The organism is Ruegeria sp. AO1, from assembly GCF_056535985.1.
This window is the reverse complement of sequence record NZ_JBQFJC010000002.1, coordinates 858,179-877,308: the sequence shown is the minus strand read 5'-3', so window position 1 is coordinate 877,308 and position 19,130 is coordinate 858,179. Positions and strand designations below refer to the sequence as shown.

Here is a 19,130-nt window from a genome sequence, read left to right as displayed (position 1 = left end):
CGCTATTCAGGCAGAGTCACAACCCTGCCTCCTGCGGCCTCGGCATCGGCGATGTCATGCGTCACCAACAAAACCGGCAGCCGCGCCGCGCGAGCTCGGGTAAAGACGAGGTCCCGCATTCTGTCCCTTAGACCAACATCGAGGCGCGAGAAAGGCTCATCCAAAAGCAGGGCGTCGGGCTCCGCCAGAAGCATCCGCATCAGAGCCACTCGGGCGCGCTGGCCTCCGGACAGGGTCGCGGGGTCGCGGGCTTCAAACCCGTCCAGCCCGATCTCGGACAGGGCGGCCTGAATGCGCGCGGCCCGGTCCGGGGTACGGGGCGGCAGGCCAAAGCCGACATTCTGACCAACAGACAGGTGTGGAAACAACAGATGGTCCTGAAACAGGATCCCAACGCGCCGCTTTTGAGGCGGCAGGGCATTCAGAACCCGCCCGTTCAACGCTATGCGCCCTTCAAGACGAAAGGCAGGCGACAAAGTTCCGGTGATTGCCGCAAGAATTGTGGATTTCCCAACCCCGGACGGCCCCATCAGGCTCAGAACCTCTCCGGGCGCAATGTCAGCCGATAGCTGCGCCAGCCCTCTGCCATCGGCGTGAGAGATCGAAAGCTGATCCAAAAAGAGGCCGTTTTCAATCATGGCGCAGTCCGCTTTTGTTGCGATAGACAATTCTGGGGATCATCAAGGCCAGCAGGAATGGCAGCCATGCCGTGAACGCCAGCGCGATGGTCCAGACCCCTATCGCACGGCGATCACCGCCTGAAAACAGGGCCAGAGCCTCGGTCGTCAACGTGTTCAGCCGCCCGCCCGAGGCCAGAAGAGTGGCCAGATATTGGCCGACTGACACCGCCATCCCCACCGCAAGCGCGGTCAAGATCGGAGCCAGCAACATTGGCAGTCGGATGCGCCAGAGCACTCTAACCGGTCCCAGCCCCATGGCGGCGCCAATCGTGGCATAGCGGCGGTCGAGCGCGCGGTAAGGGCCGGCCAATGCCAGAAACACATAGGGCAGAACGAAGACCAAGTGGGTCAGGACCACGGGAAGGATGCCCTGCGCCGCTCCGATCTGGATCATCAGAATCTGCAGGCCCGGCAGGAAAGCGATCTGAGGCAGGATGAGTGGCAGGTAAAGGATCACCATACCCGTCTTGTTCATCTTGCGCCGGGTGCGGAGTTCTGCGTTCAGGCAGCCGATCACCAGAACCAAAGCGATAATTGCGGTGGCAAACGCCAGCGCCAAAGTGACCAAGGTGACCTCTACTGCGTCCGGGCCGTGGCGCTCCCAGGAAATCAGACTGAAGCTGCTCGGTAGCGCGTCGGGAAACCTCCAACGCCCGGCGAAAGACCAGAAAAGTTGGCCGATCAGCCCGCCGAACACCGCGATCCCCGCCGTGAGTGACACCACGAGGCCAAGGGTTCTAAGGGCGGTGTCGCGCAAGCCCATGCCGCGCGTTCCGCTTTCCACACCACGGTTGATCAGCGCGGCCACGGCCCTTTCACCACCTCGCCAGACCATGATGGCTGCGGCCACCAGCCCCAACTGAACCAAGGCAGCCGCAGCAGCGGGCGCGCGCAAAGCAAGATCAGGATCCGTCATCCAGCGCAGGATGAACATGGACAGCGTCTGCGGGCGCGACGGCCCCAGAACCATCGCGACATCCACATTCGACATCGCATAGGCCAGGACCGCATAGATGGGCAGCCGGATCTGCGCATAAAGCGCGGGCATCACGGCCAGAAACCACCCTCGGACCCTGCCGTAGCCCAGCACTTGCGTCACGCGCATCCGCTCGGCCGATTTGATCTGAGGCAGCGCGGCCAGCGACATCAGCAGCAGAAATGGCAGTTCTTTAGTCATCAGCCCAGCAATCAAAGACCACCCGCCGGGGTCTTGCAGGATCAACACGTCCGGCGGGCGGGTCCATCCCGTCAGACCAGGCGAGATCAGGCGCGCAATCCAGCCAGACGGCGCAATCAGGAACGCCAGCCCTAGCGCGGCCGCCGCATGGGGTACAGACAAAAGAGGCGACAGCAGCGCCTCGAGCCGCGAAAACGCGCGTGTACCCTGCCAACCTGCGATCATTAGAAAACACCCGATCAGCGCGCCAAACGTTGAAAGGAAACCGGTTTTGAACGACAGCCAGAGGGCCTGACCCACGCCGGGCTCGGACCAGAGGTGCGTCCATGGATCAAATGAGAACCCGTTTTGCCCGTCCGGACGCATACCTCCGAATGCGGGTAGGATCGTTCCCAAAAGCCCGGCTGCGATGGGACCCAGCAGCAACGCCATGGTCAGCGTCGGTGCCAGCCCCCATCGTTTGCCGGGGCTGAGGTCAGTTGCCAACGCCGTAACGCTCGGCCCAATCCGCTTCGATCCGGGTCATCCAACTTGGATGCGGCTCGGGCAAGGCTTGGCCAAGCTCGGCGGGCGACAAGGTTGCCACGCCCAGCTCCAACGCCTCGAACCCGGCGCGATCGTCAGCGGGCAGAGCGGCCATGTCCAGCACGGTGCTAAAACCCAATACGTCCGGGTCTTGCCCGCGCAGTTGCGCCTCAGGGCTCATCAGGAAATCAGCAACGACCATGGCACCCGCCTTGGCCGAGGCATTGTAAGGGATCGCCACAAAACTGGCATTGCCCAGCGTTCCATCCTCCAGAACGAAAGTCCGTGCGCTTTCCGGCAGCTGTTGGTTGGCAATGGCCGCTGTCGCCTCACCCGGAGAGAAGCTGATCGCCATGTCGACCTCTCCATCATTGATCAGTTGCAGCTGGCTCGGCCCGGTTTGCGGATAGGCCCGACCTGCGCGCCAGAGGTCGGGCGTAACATCCTGCAGCCAGTCCCACAGCGGCGCCGTCACCTGCGCATAGTCGTCACCGGCAGGCTGCTGCAGGATGGTCGGGTCGTCGACCAATTCGATCAGCATCTGTTTCAGGAACGTCGTTCCCAGAAAGTCAGGGGGCTGAGGGAACGTGAACCGACCCGGGTTCGCCGCCGCCCATTCGCGAATTGCCTCGGCGGATATGGGAGGCTCAGGCAGTACCTCGCTATCATAGATGAACACGACCTGCGCCATGGCCCAAGGGCTTTCGAATCCTTCGGTCGGGACGGTGAAATCTGTGGTTACGGTCTTGCCGTCCACATCTACGAACCGCCAATTGGGCAGAGCCTCAGCAAAGGGGCCGAACAAAAGATCGGCCTCTTTCATGGCACTGAAATTGGCTCCGTTGATCCAGATAAGATCAATCGCACCGTCCGTGTCCTGACCGGCGGACTTCTCGGCAATCACCCGGCTGACCGCGTCAGCGGTATCGGTCAGTTTCACATGCTCAAGCTTGACGCCATGTTCCTCTTCGACGCGGGTTCCGACCCATTCGATGAAGTCATTGATCGTGGTCGAACCACCCCATGCGTTCCAATAGACGGTCTGGCCATTGGCCTCATCCAGAACGTCCTGCCAGTTTGCGGGATCAGGTTCAGCCCATGCTGTTCCGGCCAGCGCCGCGCAGAGGGCAGCAAATAGATGTTTCATGGGTTTTCCTTGCGTTTATTCCGAGTGAGTGAAGACCTGCCGCGCCAACAGGATGCGCGAAATGGCGGTGACAAAGCAAACCGTGCCAAACGCCCATGCCATCGGGCTGAACCAGTTGGGCAGCAGGCAAATTGCGATAAAGAAGGCAATGGTTTCAGTGCCTTCCAGAAGGCCACCAGTGAAGTAGAGCGACTTTGCACCGTGTTTCTGCGTCTCAAACCCGCGTTTTTCGGCGAGGATCGCATAGCCCAGGAAGGTCGCGCCGTTGAAGTAGAAGCTGACCAGCAACCACGCTCCGGCCAGGGCATTTGCCGACGGGTCCGCCCAGACAAACGCCATTGGAATCGCGCCGTAGAACAGAAAGTCACAGGTGATATCGAGATAGCCGCCAAAGTCGGTCTTACGCCCAGCGCGCGCGATTGCCCCATCCAGACCATCCGCCAGACGCGACAACAGGATGAACAGGACGGCCAGAACCTGCAAACCTAGAACGATCCCGCCAGCCGCCATCAGGCCGAACCCCAGACCCACCAGAGTAACAAGATCAGCCGAGACACCACGCGCCGCCAACCCCCGCCCAATCGCGTTCAGCGGCGGATCGATCAGTGGGCGGATGCGGGCATCAAGCATGGTTAGCCTCAGGGCTGTCGGCAACGGTCACGGCACCGCTGTTTTCACAGGTCGCGGCGAGTTGCTGAACCAAGAAGAGAAAACCAATTTTCAACCTGAGTTGCCTCGTTGCCTGTTTGCACAGCGTCCACAGGGTCACGCTGTTTTCTTTGCGTACGATTAAAGAACACAGCTGTGAAAGAAAAAAGGAATACCGCATCTTCACGCTGTTGTGTCATCTGCAACACGAGAAGATTGTGGCGTTCCGGTTAGTAGGTGCGGCTTTTCGTTGATTTGATAATTTACCAACAATAATTTCAAATCATTGTAGCTAATTCACGCCTAGTTCGTGCCGAGGAAACATGCCCCGCCCTAACGCCAACAAGGACCTGAACCTAAAAGGCTTGGAGTTGTTTCAGATCTGCGCCCAGACAGGATCGCTTCAGGCCGCTGCCGAGGAAACTGGCCTGACCATCAGCACCGTCTCGCATCACATGCGCAATCTCGAAGACCACCTTGGGGTCGAGCTGTTCAACCACTCGCGCAGGCCGATGGTTCTGACGCCCAAAGGGCAGGTTTTTCTGCGCAATATCAGCGATGCGCTCTATGCCATCCGCAAAGCCAAGGCCGAAGCATCTGCCGGAAATATTTCCGAGGCGAGTTACCTCAGGATTGGCACGATCGAGGATTTCGACAGCGATATTATCCCAGAGCTCGCCGTCTTTCTTTCGGGCCATATGCCGACCTGTGATTTCATGTACCATACCGATTCCAGCCACGCGATTGTCGAGATGCTGCGCAACCGGCATCTTGATCTGGGGATCACGACCACCCCAGAGGATCGGCTGCGGGACCTACAGGATCGCCCGTTATTGCGAGACCCGTTTGTGGTGGTCCTCCCTCGGTTTAGCGAGAAATCCCTTTCCGACGTTGTCGAAGGGCGCACCAAACTTCCGTTCTTGCGATTTTCCGGCAATTTGATCATCGCCCGTCAGATCGAGTCCCAAATACGGCGGCTGGGCCTTTCACCGCAGTCAAATTTCGAATGCAGCAACAACCAGACCTTGATGGCGATGGTCGCCGCAGGTGCAGGCTGGACCATCACTACCCCTTTGCTGTTCTCGCGTGCCAAAAGGTTTCACCCAAATCTCAGCATGCACAAATTTCCGGGCAAAAGCTTTGCGCGCACGCTTGCGATTGTCTCTACACCCGATTGTTCGCGGTCCGTGTTGGACCTGATTGACGGCAAGCTGCGTGCGCTGATCCGAGATCACGCTTTGACTGCGCAATACGAGAAATCACCGTGGCTGGCGGATAGCTTCAAACTGGTGGAATGATCAGATCAGAATATTGAACCGAGACCGGATGGCCTCCTCCTGCTCGGGCGTCAGGTAAGAAGGCTTGTGGTCGCGAAGAATCTCATCCGCGCGGGCCTTTGCCCTACCCCATGCATCTTGAGCGCCATTTTCGGCCCATGTGCGCGGCTCTGCTCGGTCAGCAAGTGTGGGGTAGAAGTAGTCCCGCTCCATCGCCGCATGAGTGTGTTGGCCACCCAAAAAGTGCCCATCCCCCAGAACGGCATCACAAATCGCGTCGAACCCGAGGTTCTCGTCCGTTACCTCGACCCCGCGCAAGGCGCGATAGGTATTCGAATGCATCTCATCATCTAGCACGAACGCCTCGAAACTGGCCCCCAACAATGATGCGGTCATGCCCGAGCTTTCGTAGATCAAGTTCCCACCCGCCAAAGCCGCAGCCATAGAGGTAATGCCTTTCTCCATCCCATATTGTGCGTCTATGGCCTTGGCGTCGGTCATTGAACAGGCCACTCCCGAGGGCAAACCAAGCCAATTGGACAGCTGCGCCGACGCGGCATTCAACACCGCGGTCTCTCCGCTGCCGCCGGAAAATGCCCCGGTGCGCAGGTCGATGACCAAAGGCCAGTTCGAAAACACCATCGGAAAACCAGGCTGGATTGCGTGGACCATCAATAGGGCCGCCAAGGTTTCCGCCAGAGATTGCGCCAGAAACCCCGCCAAGGTCGCAGGCGCCGTTGCACCAGCTTGTGCCGCCGTGATGCACGAGATCGGAATGTTGTTTTTGATGCATGCGTAAGTGACATCCACCGCATCTTCGCCATAGCGCATGGGCGATATCATCGGGCTGATATGCGCCTTCATGAACGGGCGTTTGGCAAATTCTCCGGGCCCTCCTGCGGCAATGTCCAGCATCTCGACTATCGGAGCGACATATTCGGCCAGCGTGAACGACGTCGCCGTCGGTTTGGTGGTGTTCTTTAGCAGCGCGAAAACCGTGTTCACATCCAGATCGTAATTGTCCGGCACATCGGTCGCCACGCAACAACGTGTGAACCAGCTGATATTGGCCAGCGTGTCCTGTAGCCGCGTAAAGTCATGCAGGTCCTTCAGGGTCGACGGCCGATAGAGCGCGCTTTCTATATCAAGCGTCTGCACCGCGGCCCCACCGGTTCCGAAATACACTTTGTTGCCACCAACCTCGATCGACCTCTTGGCGTCGCGGCCATGTAAGGTGAAGGTCTTCGCGGCTTGATCAATCGCCTCTTCGACGAGCTCAGGCGGGAAAAGAACGCGTCCTCTACCGTTGTCCACGGCACCCACGGCCAACAGATCGTTGCGCAGTCTCTCCGGCACCTCACCGATACCCAGTTTCTCAAGCAAATCGAGGGCAGTGTCATAGATGCGGCGCAGGTCGGCTTCGCTGAGCGGCTTGTACGTCCCGCCGATCTGACCGGGCGGGCATGGATCAAACGCGGGCTTGGCTGCTCGTTGTGCCAGACGCCCTTTGCGTCCACCTCGCTTGCTACGCTGTCCAGCCATTCCCAGTCCTTTGAAACAGGGCGTTCGTGACATCAAGCAAGAGGAATTGTTGCCCGTGGCGCAAGATCATCTCTTTTACTTCGAAGAAATAGATTTCTAATTTTGATAATGTCTCATTATGTCACTCTACAATTGCACATGGTGACAAACGGACTTCGTATGCAGGGCAAGCGAACTCCGGAGGCTCAACCGTCATGAAATCCCGTACCAAAGTTGTTGTCATCGGCGGCGGCATTGCCGGATGCTCGACGCTCTACCACCTAACACAGGAAGGCTGGAGCGACGTGGTTCTGGTCGAGCGGAACGAGCTTACCAGCGGTACCACGTGGCACTCGGCGGCGCAGGTGACGAATTTCGGCATGAACCAGACCATGGTCGGGCTGAAGACGCATTCGATCAATCTGTACAAAGAACTCTCCGAGAACCCCGAATATCCGATCAACTACCATCACGCAGATGGCGGCATAAGACTGGCCAATACCGAGGCGCAGATGCAGGGTTATCGCCACTTCGCCTCAATGGCGCGTGGGATGGGGGTGCATTTTGAGGTAATCGACGCCGAGGAATGCGCCCGCCGCCACCCTCTGATTTCAACCACCAACTTGTTGGGTGGATTGTGGGACCCTCTTGACGGTGACATCGACCCGGCCCAGCTGTGTCAGGCGCTGGCCTATCATTCCCGCAAAGCCGGGGCTGAGGTGTATCGCAATACCCCGGTCACCGCGCTGACCCAGCACAAGGATGACACTTGGACCGTGCATACCGAACAGGGCGACATTGATTGTGACATCGTCGTCAATGCCTGTGGCTACCGCGTGAATGAAGTGGGCGCGATGATGGGGGTTCACCATCCCGTCGCCTCGATGGAGCATCAGTATTTCCTGACCGAGGATATCCCTGGTATTGCCGAAGCCGGTCACCGGATGCCGCTGCTGCGCTGCCCAATCAGCGATTATTATTGCCGGCAGGAAAAGGGCGGGCTGCTGGTCGGGTTCTATGAACAGGGCTGCAAAACCTGGGGCATGGACGGGATAGACCCGAACTTTGTAAACGCCCTCTGCCCCGACGATCTGGAACGCGTCATGGACGTTCTGGCCGGCGCGTTTGAGCGGATGCCAGCATTGGAAGAAACTGGCATTCGGTCCATAGTGAACGGACCAATCACCTACACCATCGACGGGGCGCCTCTGGTCGGGCCGATCCCCGGTAAACGCAACGCCTTCTGCATCATCGGCCTGCGCGCGGGCCTTGGCGAAGGTGGCGGCCATGGCTGGCTGCTGGCGCAACAGATCGTGCATGGTGAGGCGTGCTATGACACATGGTGCCTCGATCCGCGCCGGTTCACCGGGCATACGAATGTGGAATTGACCTCACTGAAGGCTATCGAAGACTATCAGAACGAATTCCGGTTCCACTTCCCGCATGAACATCGCCCCGCCGGACGACCGGCCAAGACAACCCCGCTGACGCCCATCTTGGCGGCAGAAGGGGTCGAGTTTACCGTCGTGAACGGGTGGGAGCGGATGGACTACATAAAGCCATCGCCCGATTTTCACCCCACACTCACCTTCAACTTCGATGAGGCGTTCGAAATCGTCGCCGAAGACGTGAAGAACGTGCAGGAAAATGTTGGCCTGTGCGAAGTCAACGGCTTCAACCGGTTCGAGATCACCGGCACCGATCGCCACAGTTTCCTCGATCGTATGTTCTGCGGCACGGTCACCAAGCGCGACGGCCGCGTGGGTCTGGGTTATCTTCTGAACGACCACGGCATGGTCAAGGCCGAAGCGACCGTGGCAAACCTGCCGGCCTCGGATCGAGGGCCAGAGCGGGTGTGGTACGGCTCGGCTGCGGCCAGCGAATATCACGACATGGATTGGCTGATCCAGCACAATCGCAAGGATGAGGATGTTCAGATCCGCTCCTTGACCAATGACCAGACCATTCTGGTTCTGGCTGGCCCCAAGGCCCGCGATGTCCTGTCCTCCTGCGCGCGCGGCGACTGGTCGAAAGAGGCCTTCCCCTGGCTGTCCGTGCGCGAATGTTTCGTCGGGTTCGCTCCGGCCACGGTCATGGGTGTCAGCTTCTCGGGCGAGTTGGCCTATGAAATCCACGTCCCCAACGCCTCACTCTACGCGGCCTTTCTTGCCTTGCGCGCGGCGGGCGAGGCCCATGACATGAAGCTGTTTGGCGCGCGCGCGGTGGAATCCATGCGGATGGAAAAGGGTTTTCTGCATTGGAAATCCGACATCCTCACGGAATTCGACCCATATGAGACCGGCTTGGATCGGTTCGTAAACCTGAACAAAGGTGAGTTCATCGGCAAGGAGGCCCTGTTGGAACGCCGCGCCAGCGGCAAACGCAAGCAACTCGTGACGCTGCAGATCGACGCAACCCACGCACCCGCCCATGGCGGGGCTTCGTTGATGCATGGCGACACTGTGGTTGGCACCGTCACCTCGGGCGATTGGGGTCATCGGGTCGGGCAGAACCTCGCCTACGCGTTCATTGATCCCGCTCTGGCGGGCGAAGGGGCCAGTGTTCAGATCGACATGTATGGTGATTTGGTCGACGCGCGGGTCATCCCTGCCTCACCCTATGATCCTGAACACGTACGGATGCGCGCCTAGGCCGTTTCAACCCCGGCCAACAGTTCGCGCGCAAGGCGCATCTCAACCGCTTGGTCCCCGCCCGAAATCGCCTCGGCCGCCGCTTGAAGCTCTGTTTTTGCAATCTCCGCGCAGTGAAACCCCTCGCAGGTTCGGGCGAAATCTATGGCCGTATGGAGGGCAAACATCCGCGCCTTCTGGTCCTGTGCGCGGGACAGAGCCTGCCGGAATTCCGCCTCGGCGGGACCGGTCGAGGATTTCGCCAGCGCATAAACCCGGTCGGTTTCTGCCTGTGCCCACCCCTCGTTGGTCAATCGCTGATGTTCACGCGCTTCCGCCAAAGCGGCCAAAGCACCTTCGCGGTCGCCCATGGCAAGCGTGACTTCGGCAATCAATGTCATGAAGAACGGTTTGTGATTTCCCGCTCCGCTGGCCCACCATGCATTCGTCGCCCTATTGAGGTCTTTGATGGTGTCCGGACCAGGGGATTCGTAGGCCTTGACCCAGCTTCTCCAGACATTGGCTGTCAGGGTCATGAAGGTGAACGCGTGCTTGTTCGACAGCTCTTCTAGTTGCTCCATCTCGCGGGTTACAGCGACCGGATCGCGGCGCAGAAGATGCAGCATGCACAGGTAAGTCAGAGCCTGCGCCACGCTATGGGCATGTTCAAGCTCGCGGGCAGCCTCAACCGCCTGAGTCTGTATTTCCAGCGCCTTGTCCGGCTCACCACGCATCCAGGTGGCGAGGCTCAGGAAGCAAGAGGTTATCGCCGCGTGGTCGGATCCATAGACATAGGCCAGATGCGCATCGCGTTCGGGGCGGTACAGCGCCAGCGCCTGTTCGAGATGCGCGTGGGCGGGGTCTAGTTCTCCGATATGAAACAGCACCGCGCCCATCGCCCGATGGGCCACCATCTGATGTTGCGTTTCGCCTGATGTTTCCGCCAAGTCCAGAAGTTGCCGCGCCACGACCCGTGCCAAATCATACTCACCCCGAACTAAGTGAAAGGAATAGAGGCCGTTGAGGACCGGGAACAGGTTCTCTGTCTCATCCATGCGTTCGCACAAGTCCCGTATCCGGGCATAGGTCGAACCGGTCTCATCCGCGGCGATACCAGCCGTTGAGCGTAGCACCCCTGCGCGCAGGGTCTGAATCTCGATCTCTCGCTTGTCACGCTCAGTACTGGTCGCCTGGTCGCCCAGCAGATCAAGCGCCAGGGACAGCTGCGTATTCGCCTCGGTATTGGCCGAGCGTTTGACGGCGCGCTGACCGGCCAGATAGCGACAGTCGATCGCCTCATCCACCATCCCAGCAAGGGTATAGTGATGAGCCAGGACTTCGGGGCCTGCATCCTCGACCGCCGAGGTTTTCTGGTCCAGCGTCTTGGCAACCCGTTCGTGCAGAACCCGGCGTTCGGTTTTCAAAAGACTGTTATAGGCGGTGTCCCGGATCAGGGCGTGGCGATAGCTGAAGATCTGGAGCGCGTCATCGCCCGAGGTCGTGACGATGCCAGCCTCAACCAACAGGTCCAAGCCTGACCGCAGCACAGTATCGCTAAAACGCGACACTTTCGAGATCAACGGGTACGAGAATTGAGGCCCGATCACAGCCCCGATCTGCGCCACTTCCTTGGCCGAGCTCAAGCGATCCAAACGTGCCATCAACGCATCATGCAGCGCACTGGGAACCGAGCTTGCAGCAGAGGCCCCTCCGCTGGCGCGGGCAATTGGAGCATCCGGCATATCGCCGGATTCCAGTAGATCCTTCGTCACCTCTTCCACGTAAAGCGGCACACCATCGGATCGGGCCGCCACCAGTTCGTACATGGCGTCGGGGATGTCCTGCCCTTGCGCGACCTCATTTGCGATGCGCTTAACATCCTGAAAATCAAGCTGCCTTAGGACCACTTTGGTCAGGTTCGATTGCAACGCCCAACCCGGGTCAAATTCCGGCCGGAAGGTCATCACGACCATCACCGGAAGATCCCTAAGACGGTCCACCAGCCGATCCATCAGCGCCTTTGTCGTCGGGTCGAGCCAATGCGCGTCTTCAAACAACAGCAAAATCGGCTTTTCCGACGCATCGGCCAGCAAATGCTCCAACAACATCTCGTGCGTCTGATCCATGATCTGTTGCGGCGTCAGGGTCAGCGGCCCCAGACGATCCTCAAACGGGATCGACAATAGCGACGCCGCCAATCGCAGAACCTGATCTGAAGGGTTTTTCAAAACCGATGATATCTTCTCCAGCTTTGCCTCATCCGAGTCTTCAGACCTCAGGTCGGCAGCATGGTGAAGCCGCCGAATGATCGGATAAAACGAGCTGGCAAAATGGTACGGAGAACACTGCAGCCGAATTTGCTCATGCGCGCCTTGGGGGGCTTTCTGCCGCAACTCCTCGATCAGGCGCGATTTCCCGATCCCCGGCTCACCGGAGACCAGAACGATTTGACCTTCGCCCTCACGGGCCAGCTTCCACTTGTCGCTGAGCGTCTCATATTCCGTGATGCGGCCGATCAGAGGGCCGAGGGCGGCCCCCTCAACACGTCTGAAACGGCTGTCCGTGTCGCGCGCGCCGGTCACCTGCCACGCCTCAACTTCTTTCGTGAACCCTTTCAACTTGAAGGACCCTTGCAGCACATAATCGAAGGCGCCACCCGCCAGTTGATGGGTCCGAGGCGACACGATCATGGTGCCGGGTTCCGCCATCGCCTGAAGACGGGCGGCCAGATTGGGTGTCTCACCCATCGCGGTGCCGTCTTCGAACATCTTCTCACCGCGCAAATCTCCAACCACGACCAGACCGGTGGCGATCCCGATACGCACCTGAAGTTTCGCGTGAGTGCGGATTTCGGGCACTTCCCGGATGATACGCAAGCCTGCGCGAATGGCGCGCTCGGGGTCTTCTTCATGGGCCAACGGGAACCCGAAGAACACCATGATCCCGTCGCCGTAATAGCTTGCAATCTGACCATCGAAATCAGCAACGGACGCCGCGCAGGTCTCCTTGAACAGCCGCAGAACCTCGGCCAGATCTTCGGGATCGACCCGCTGCGAAATCTCGGTAGAGCCGACAAGGTCAATGAACATAACCGTCAGCTGACGGCGTTCGGCCACAATCGACGCGCCCAGCGCCGTGTTATGCGGCCGGGCGTTGCCGTCAGTGGTTGCGCGTACCGCCTTCATGAACCGCCGCCGAGGTCCCAGAGGCAGGCCAATGGTCACGAGGTCTTCGTCGGTCAGCTCTGTCAGGTCGCCCAGCTCAATCTCATTGTCGGCGAAGGCGCTGGCGTATTTCGCCAGTCCGTGCTTGTTCAGCCAACGTTCGATTTCGGCCATACCGTCCCTTCCACGGCTGCGGGCGTTCCCTCAGTGCAGGTGAGAGTTGCCCATCGCTCGACCCTACGAAAACAAGGGGCCAGGGATTGGTCAAGGGTCTAGGCACCTGAAGGCATAGCCGTCACGCCCCGGCGTTGCAGATCAAGTCATCGCGCGCCAGATGGTCGATCAACGCGCGGACCCGCGTGGTAAGGCGCCGGTTTTGCGGAAAAAGCGCAGCCACGACATAAGGTGTGACGCGGTATTCGGCGAACAGCTCGACCAATTCCCCGGACTTGAGGGCATCCGCCACCGTGTAGGCCGGGCATCTGGCAACGGCCACTCCTGCAGCAGCCAACCTTGCAGAAGCTGCGGGCGCATTGGCCTGTAAGCGACCATTGACGTGCACCGCCACCTCGTTGCCATCGACGGCAAACCGCCAGACTGCAGGGTCGCTCATGTTGCCGTCCAGAATGCACTCATGGGTTGCAAGGGCACTTGGATGCGCGGGCACACCTGCACGTTCAAGATAGTCCGGAGACGCACACACAATCAGCGGCATCGGCCCCAACCGGCGCATCTTTAGGGAACTGTCTCGTGTCGGCCCGATCCGGATCGCCAAATCCAGACCCTCTTCTATTATCGACACCCGGCGGTCTGAAAGGTTGAGATCAATCTCGACCTCAGTGTGCTGTTCGACAAAAGCCGCCAGCGACGGGGCCAGCCGCCGTGACCCGAACCCTGTCGGCGCAGAAATCCGTATCACTCCGCGTAAGGACGTCTGCGCATTGCGCACTGCCTCCTCCATTTCGTCAAACCCGTCCAGAAGCGGTTCGCACATCGCCAGGTAGGTCGCCCCCGCATCCGTCAGGGATACGCTGCGGGTGGTTCGGTTCAGAAGCTGAACGCCCAGGGCCTCCTCCAGATCGGCCACGTATTTGCTGACCAGACGCGACGACCGCCCAAGCCGCTGGGCCGCCAATGTGAACGAGGCATTCTGCGCCACCAGCGCAAAGGCGCGCATTCGGTCGATCTTGTCCATATTATTACGCCCTCCTAGGGCTTAATGATCCCCTAAAACTGCGCATTATCGCCCATGATGGCAAGCTGTATCTAAGCCACAGAAGCAAATCCGCGCATGACAGGAGCTGACACATGTCGAACGCAGTACGTATCCACCACTTTCCGAAATCTGGCCACGCGCACCGCGCCCTGGTCTTTGCCAAGCTGGCCGGTATCGCCCATGAGGCCGTTTTCGTCGATCTGGCCGCAGGCGCTCATAAATCGCCCGAGTTTCTGGAGATGAATCCCAGCGGGCAAGTCCCGGTGCTTGAGGATGGCGATGTTGTAGTCTCGGATTCCAATGCGATTCTCGTATACCTCGCCCGGCAATACGCGCCCGACTGGATGCCGACCGACGCGGTGGGCGAGGCGGCGGTGCAGCGCTGGCTGACCCTCGCCGCGGGAGAGATCGCATTCGGATCCGCCGCGGCGCGGTTGATCACGGTGTTCGGTGCGCCTCTGGACGTCGATTTCGCCGCCGCAACCGCAGCCAAGGCAATGCAAAAGCTTGAACAGGGATTGGAAGGCCGCGACTGGCTGGTTGGCGACCGACCGACCATCGCAGATGTCGCCGCCTACTCCTACACCGCGCACGCGCCTGAGGGGAATGTCTCGCTCGACCCCTATCCGAATGTGCGGGCATGGATCGCCCGGTTTGAGGCGCTGGACGGGTTTGAGCCGATGCCAGCCACGGCCGTGGGCCTCGTCGCCTGAACGTTTGCGCCAGACACCGCATCGGAGAAGTGCAATGACAAAAGAAGCCCCCCGCCACCCTCTACCGCCCTTCACCCGCGAAACCGCGATTGAAAAGGTCCGTCTGGCCGAAGACGGCTGGAATGACCGTAACCCGGCCAAGGTCGCGCTGGCCTACACGCCGGACAGCCAATGGCGCAACCGGGCCGAATTCCCTGTTGGCCGCGCCGAGATCGAGGCATTTCTGACCCGCAAGTGGAACAAGGAACTGGACTATCGCCTGATCAAGGAGCTCTGGGCCCATGACGGCAATCGCATCGCGGTGCGATACGCCTATGAATACCGTGATGACAGCGGGCACTGGTTCCGGGCCTACGGCAACGAAAATTGGGAATTCGACGAGAATGGCTACATGGCCAACCGCTTTGCCAGCATCAACGAATTGCCGATCACAGAGGATGATCGCAAGTTCCACTGGCCTCTGGGCCGCCGCCCGGACGACCATTCGGGGCTGAGCGAGCTGGGCCTTTAAACACACACCAAGGAGGTACGATGATGTCGGGCACGGATACTCCGTTTCACGCGGGCGAACTGGCGGCGCAGATGCGGACGGGTGCGGGCGACATAGCCCGCAGGGCCGCTCTGTACATTCGCGACCACTTGCCCGACCAGCATCGTGCCTTCTATCAGGCGCAGCCGTTTCTGGTGGCTGCGTCCAGCGATGCAGAAGGCCGCATATGGGCGACGATCATCGAAGGCGAGGACGGGTTCGTTCATTCGCCTGATCCCCGCAGACTGACGGTTGATACCGTGATCGACCCTCGTGATCCGTTGGCAGAAAGCCTGCGAAAAGGGGCTGATATCGGCGTTGTCGGCATCGAGCTGGCAACGCGGCGACGCAATAGGTTCAGCGGTCGGACCCGCCCAACCGACACCGGTTTCGCAATCGACATTCGCCAGAGCTTCGGAAACTGCCCTCAGTATATCAACGAACGTGACTGGCGGCGGGTGGCCACCAATAAACCTGCAGAAGCGGTGATCTCTGACCACCTCGACCCCGCGCAGATCGCCCGTATCAGCGCCTCGGATACCCTGTTCATCGGGTCCGGTCGGCATGGTCCACAACAGGCGGCGTCGAACGGGTTTGATGCCTCTCATCGCGGCGGGTCACCCGGCTTTGTCCACGTGGTCGGCCCAAACCGTCTGCGTATTCCCGACTATTCCGGCAACAACTTCTTCAACACGATTGGCAACCTGTTGGAGAACCCCCGCATCGGGCTGCTATTCGTCGATTTCGCGACCGGAGGGCTGCTGCATCTGTCCGGGCGGGCCGAGATCGACTGGGCTCCGGCCGAGGCGCGTGACCCCAATATTCTGCGCATGATCGACGTACAGGTCGACACCGTTATTGACCGACCAAACGCGCTGTCGTTGAGATGGTCGGCTGAGCCGACCCCATCGAGGCAGCTGGTGGTTACGGACAAGATTGCCGAGGCAGAGGGGATCACCTCATTTCATTTGCGACCTGCAAATGGAAGTTCACTTGCCGCATTTGAGGCAGGGCAGCACCTGCCGATTGTGCTCAGCGTTCCGACGCATGACACCAAACTGCGAAGGACATACACCCTGTCCGGCAACCCGACCGAGGACCACTACAGGTTCACTGTGAAACGTGAGCCTAATGGTGCTGCGTCCCGGTTTCTGCACGACATGGTGCAAGTGGGTGACGTGATCGAGGCCAAACCGCCTGCCGGAGAATTCCTGATCCCCTCCGGTGACAGCCCCCTTGTCCTAATCAGCGCCGGAGTTGGCGTGACCCCGATGGTCGCAATGCTGCATCAGACTGTGGCGCAGCGCCCTGACCGTCCGGTTTGGTTCATACATGCCGCGCGCAACGGACGGTTTCACGCGCTGCGCGGCGAAACTGATCACATGATTGCCACCAGCCCGACCGCACGGAAACGGATCTACTACAGCGCGCCCGAGGCCCAGGATGTGGCGGGACAGGATTTTGACATCAAGGGCCGGATCACGGCGCAGGAACTGGTTGCATTGAACGCCGGTCCCAACGCTCAGTACTTGCTCTGCGGTCCGTTGGATTTCATGACCGACCTGAAATCCGGCCTTGAAGCGTTAGGGGTAGAGGAAAACCAGATCCATTTCGAGGTCTTTTCTACCTGAGCGCGTCAGCGACCGCGCTCTGATCCGACCATCCTGCAAGGCATATTGATCGTTCTCCCTGCTGGGATTATCTATCTCAGATGATTGATAAAAACGGTAAAAGCGTTGTTTTTTCGCGGTTCAAGGTTCTGGCGCTGTTCATTGCGGCACTTTGGGCGATTCAGGTTCCCAACTGGGCAGTTGGGTACCGCCTGAACCTCGCGTTCGGGCTGATCCCAAGGCAGATCACCGGGTTGGACGGGATCTTTGGCATGCCACTATTGCATGCCAGCTTTCCGCATCTCATTTCAAATACGCCTCCTCTCATCCTGATGGGCGCCTTGCTGGCGGCTACAGCAACGCGGGCGCTATTGGTCGTGAACGCCGTCATCATCGCTTTGGGCGGAGCGCTGGTCTGGCTGTTCGGAAACACAGCCATCCATATCGGCGCATCCGGGCTGGTATTTGGGTGGTTCGGCTTTCTGGTCGCGCGCGGCGTGGTCGATCGGTCGCCCGTGACCCTTGCCGTGGCCATGGTGGTCGGGCTGCTTTACGGATCAATCCTTTGGGGCGTTCTGCCCGGCCAGCTCGGCATCTCGTGGGAGGCGCATCTGTTCGGCGCAATCGCAGGCGTAGCTGCGGCCTTACTCGTCCGAACTCATGTACATGCCCCCCGGATTTTGAACGTGGACCAACCATAGACAAGCATCGCGGGAAAAGGGGTTGATTGCGGATCACTGACACACCCTTGGCGGTAGGAATTGCCCGCACCAAAGGGGTTTGCCACTAGCCCCTACGAAATCTAAGACTTCGAACAGGTCACGCAGTCCACCGGTCTGCGCGGCACCCGATCAGGGTTCCTGTTATTGAGGCGATGGAAAAACCGCGGGCGATCCATGCGCCCGCGGAATGGGTCAGCCAGACCTACTGTGCTTCTGTCATCGCTGCCCGTAGCAATTCCGGGCGATCCGATTGTGACGGCAGGAACACGGCCTGAGATCCGGCATCCAGCGCGGACAGGCTTGCATCATACCACTGCATTGCCAGATCGCGACGCTCTTGCACGCCGAAGCCTTCGCGCAGGTGGTGACCGATCAACTCTCCATAGGCAGGTTCACCCATGGCAACCAGCATCAATGCCGAGCCTACTGCGCTGTCCATATTGTCCTGACGGTAGCCCATCGCCAGACAGACCTTGCTTGTCGCTGCAATGTCCTCGGGGCTTAGGCCAGAATCCAACGCCAGCTTGCGCATCTGCGTTTCGGCCTCGGTTTTAGACGTCAACGACAGGGAGACGACCTGAGGTGCAAGCATCTCACCGTAGGCTTCGCATTGCGCGGTCACTTGATCCGGTGTCAGGCCCTGAATGTCCTCCATCAGATCTTCACCCCGCGCCATGGCGTAGCTGCGCGCCAGACAGAACTGCTCGCTCAGGGCAAAATCGGGGTCCGACATGTTCGCTAACGTCGTGTAGCCGCCATTGGTCGACGTTTGCAGCATCACCGCGCTACAACGGTTGGCCAGAGACGGGCCACCGGTGCCGCCGGCAAACAGGCTCGGCAGGGCTGCAGTGGCCGTTTCGGTCACTTCAGGTTCGGGCGCGGGTTCCGCAGGTGCCGCCGTTGCAGTCACAGGTGCGACAGGTTGCGGCGCGGGTTGCGGAGCAGCGGCCACAGCTGTGCCCGTTTGGACTTGCCGACGATAGGCCATCAACAAAGGCTGACCGGAAAGCTGAGTGCTGGCCTGACCGCCACTTGTTCCCCAGTAATAAGCCTGCATCAGGAAATCGCGCTGATAGGGTTGGAAATCATAGCCGTTGACCGGGTATCCCATTGAAGCCTGATACCGTTGGATTGCAGCTCGCGTGCCGGCACCCACCTGACCATCAACCCGCCCTGCGTTGTAGCCAAAATAGTTGAGCGCCGTTTGCGTCTGCGCCCCTTGCGAGGTGGATGGAATGCTTGGCCGATATGTCCGGGTGGTCGAGCGCTGCGCTTTCTTCTTTTGCTGATCTTTGCCGATCGCGTAGCCAACCACGCCTCCGACGACCGCGCCGCCGATAAAGTCACCCGCGTCTGCCCTGGCAATCTGGGGATTCGCGGTCGACAAAGCGAAGGTCAAACAAAGTGCTGCCACTAAACGAAAAATCATAATTTACCTCCAAAACACAACAACAATTGGAGGAAATTATAGCACAACGCCGCCGGGCATGCGGAAAAAAGGCGGATCAGGATCTTTGCAGATCGACCCGCCAGTAGATGCCGCCTCTGGATTCATGAAACCAGAGGCGGCA

General features: G+C 59.6%; 15 protein-coding genes. 6 read left to right on the top strand and 9 right to left on the bottom strand.

Annotation, left to right across the window (positions count from 1 at the left end; all coding sequences use genetic code 11):
* Positions 1-2: 2 nt before the first annotated feature.
* Genes ACR3FB_RS22030 through ACR3FB_RS22010 form a run of 5 tightly spaced genes read right to left on the bottom strand, consistent with a single transcriptional unit; the run spans position 3 to position 4,298 of the window.
* Positions 3-635, bottom strand: a complete 633-nt coding sequence (locus tag ACR3FB_RS22030) for an ATP-binding cassette domain-containing protein (protein WP_480565746.1) — start codon at positions 633-635, stop codon at positions 3-5.
* Positions 631-2,343 carry an ABC transporter permease gene (locus ACR3FB_RS22025; RefSeq protein ID WP_480565459.1) on the bottom strand — a complete coding sequence of 571 codons (1,713 nt, stop codon included), beginning with the start codon at positions 2,341-2,343 and terminating at the stop codon, positions 631-633. Before ACR3FB_RS22025 ends, ACR3FB_RS22030 begins: the two co-directional genes overlap by 5 nt.
* Positions 2,333-3,529 carry an ABC transporter substrate-binding protein gene (locus ACR3FB_RS22020; RefSeq protein ID WP_480565457.1) on the bottom strand — a complete coding sequence of 399 codons (1,197 nt, stop codon included), beginning with the start codon at positions 3,527-3,529 and terminating at the stop codon, positions 2,333-2,335. The genes ACR3FB_RS22025 and ACR3FB_RS22020 overlap by 11 nt, the downstream gene beginning before the upstream one ends.
* A gap of 15 nt (positions 3,530-3,544) precedes the next feature.
* Positions 3,545-4,159 (bottom strand): CDP-alcohol phosphatidyltransferase family protein, encoded by a 615-nt coding sequence (locus tag ACR3FB_RS22015; RefSeq protein ID WP_480565455.1) that lies wholly within the window; start codon positions 4,157-4,159, stop codon positions 3,545-3,547.
* Positions 4,152-4,298 (bottom strand): hypothetical protein, encoded by a 147-nt coding sequence (locus tag ACR3FB_RS22010; protein ID WP_480566898.1) that lies wholly within the window; start codon positions 4,296-4,298, stop codon positions 4,152-4,154. Before ACR3FB_RS22010 ends, ACR3FB_RS22015 begins: the two co-directional genes overlap by 8 nt.
* Positions 4,299-4,500: 202 nt before the next feature.
* Here ACR3FB_RS22010 and ACR3FB_RS22005 point away from each other — a divergent pair, with 202 nt between their 5' ends.
* Positions 4,501-5,475: a LysR family transcriptional regulator gene (locus ACR3FB_RS22005; RefSeq protein WP_480565451.1), complete on the top strand. Its 975-nt coding sequence runs from the start codon at positions 4,501-4,503 to the stop codon at positions 5,473-5,475.
* Here the strand turns inward: ACR3FB_RS22005 and ACR3FB_RS22000 are convergent, their stop codons facing one another.
* Positions 5,476-6,996 carry a trimethylamine methyltransferase family protein gene (locus ACR3FB_RS22000; RefSeq protein WP_480565449.1) on the bottom strand — a complete coding sequence of 507 codons (1,521 nt, stop codon included), beginning with the start codon at positions 6,994-6,996 and terminating at the stop codon, positions 5,476-5,478. It lies immediately after the preceding gene.
* 194 nt (positions 6,997-7,190) lie between these two features.
* Here ACR3FB_RS22000 and ACR3FB_RS21995 point away from each other — a divergent pair, with 194 nt between their 5' ends.
* A complete protein-coding gene (locus ACR3FB_RS21995) occupies positions 7,191-9,626 on the top strand; it encodes a GcvT family protein (RefSeq protein ID WP_480565447.1) in 2,436 nt (811 codons plus the stop codon).
* On the opposite strand, the gene ACR3FB_RS21990 is transcribed toward ACR3FB_RS21995, so the two are convergent.
* Positions 9,623-12,943 (bottom strand): adenylate/guanylate cyclase domain-containing protein, encoded by a 3,321-nt coding sequence (locus ACR3FB_RS21990; RefSeq protein ID WP_480565445.1) that lies wholly within the window; start codon positions 12,941-12,943, stop codon positions 9,623-9,625. The two genes, ACR3FB_RS21995 and ACR3FB_RS21990, sit on opposite strands and share 4 nt — an antisense overlap.
* A gap of 121 nt (positions 12,944-13,064) precedes the next feature.
* A complete protein-coding gene (locus ACR3FB_RS21985) occupies positions 13,065-13,964 on the bottom strand; it encodes a LysR family transcriptional regulator (protein WP_480565443.1) in 900 nt (299 codons plus the stop codon).
* Between the two features lie 113 nt (positions 13,965-14,077).
* Between ACR3FB_RS21985 and ACR3FB_RS21980 the strand changes: the two genes are divergently transcribed.
* The 4 genes from ACR3FB_RS21980 to ACR3FB_RS21965 all read left to right on the top strand — a co-directional run bounded on the left by ACR3FB_RS21980 (position 14,078) and on the right by ACR3FB_RS21965 (position 17,538).
* Entirely contained in the window at positions 14,078-14,698 is a 621-nt protein-coding gene (locus ACR3FB_RS21980) for a glutathione S-transferase family protein (RefSeq protein WP_480565441.1), read from the top strand.
* 34 nt (positions 14,699-14,732) lie between these two features.
* Complete coding sequence (locus tag ACR3FB_RS21975) at positions 14,733-15,209, top strand: nuclear transport factor 2 family protein (RefSeq protein ID WP_480565439.1); 477 nt, start codon at positions 14,733-14,735, stop codon at positions 15,207-15,209.
* Positions 15,210-15,229: 20 nt separating this feature from the next.
* Positions 15,230-16,858, top strand: coding sequence for an FAD-binding oxidoreductase (locus tag ACR3FB_RS21970; RefSeq protein WP_480566897.1), 1,629 nt, complete (start codon positions 15,230-15,232; stop codon positions 16,856-16,858).
* Between the two features lie 80 nt (positions 16,859-16,938).
* A complete protein-coding gene (locus tag ACR3FB_RS21965) occupies positions 16,939-17,538 on the top strand; it encodes a rhomboid family intramembrane serine protease (RefSeq protein ID WP_480565435.1) in 600 nt (199 codons plus the stop codon).
* A 223-nt stretch (positions 17,539-17,761) separates the two neighbouring features.
* On the opposite strand, the gene ACR3FB_RS21960 is transcribed toward ACR3FB_RS21965, so the two are convergent.
* A complete protein-coding gene (locus ACR3FB_RS21960; RefSeq protein ID WP_480565433.1) occupies positions 17,762-18,988 on the bottom strand; it encodes a peptidoglycan-binding domain-containing protein in 1,227 nt (408 codons plus the stop codon).
* Positions 18,989-19,130: the final 142 nt, after the last annotated feature.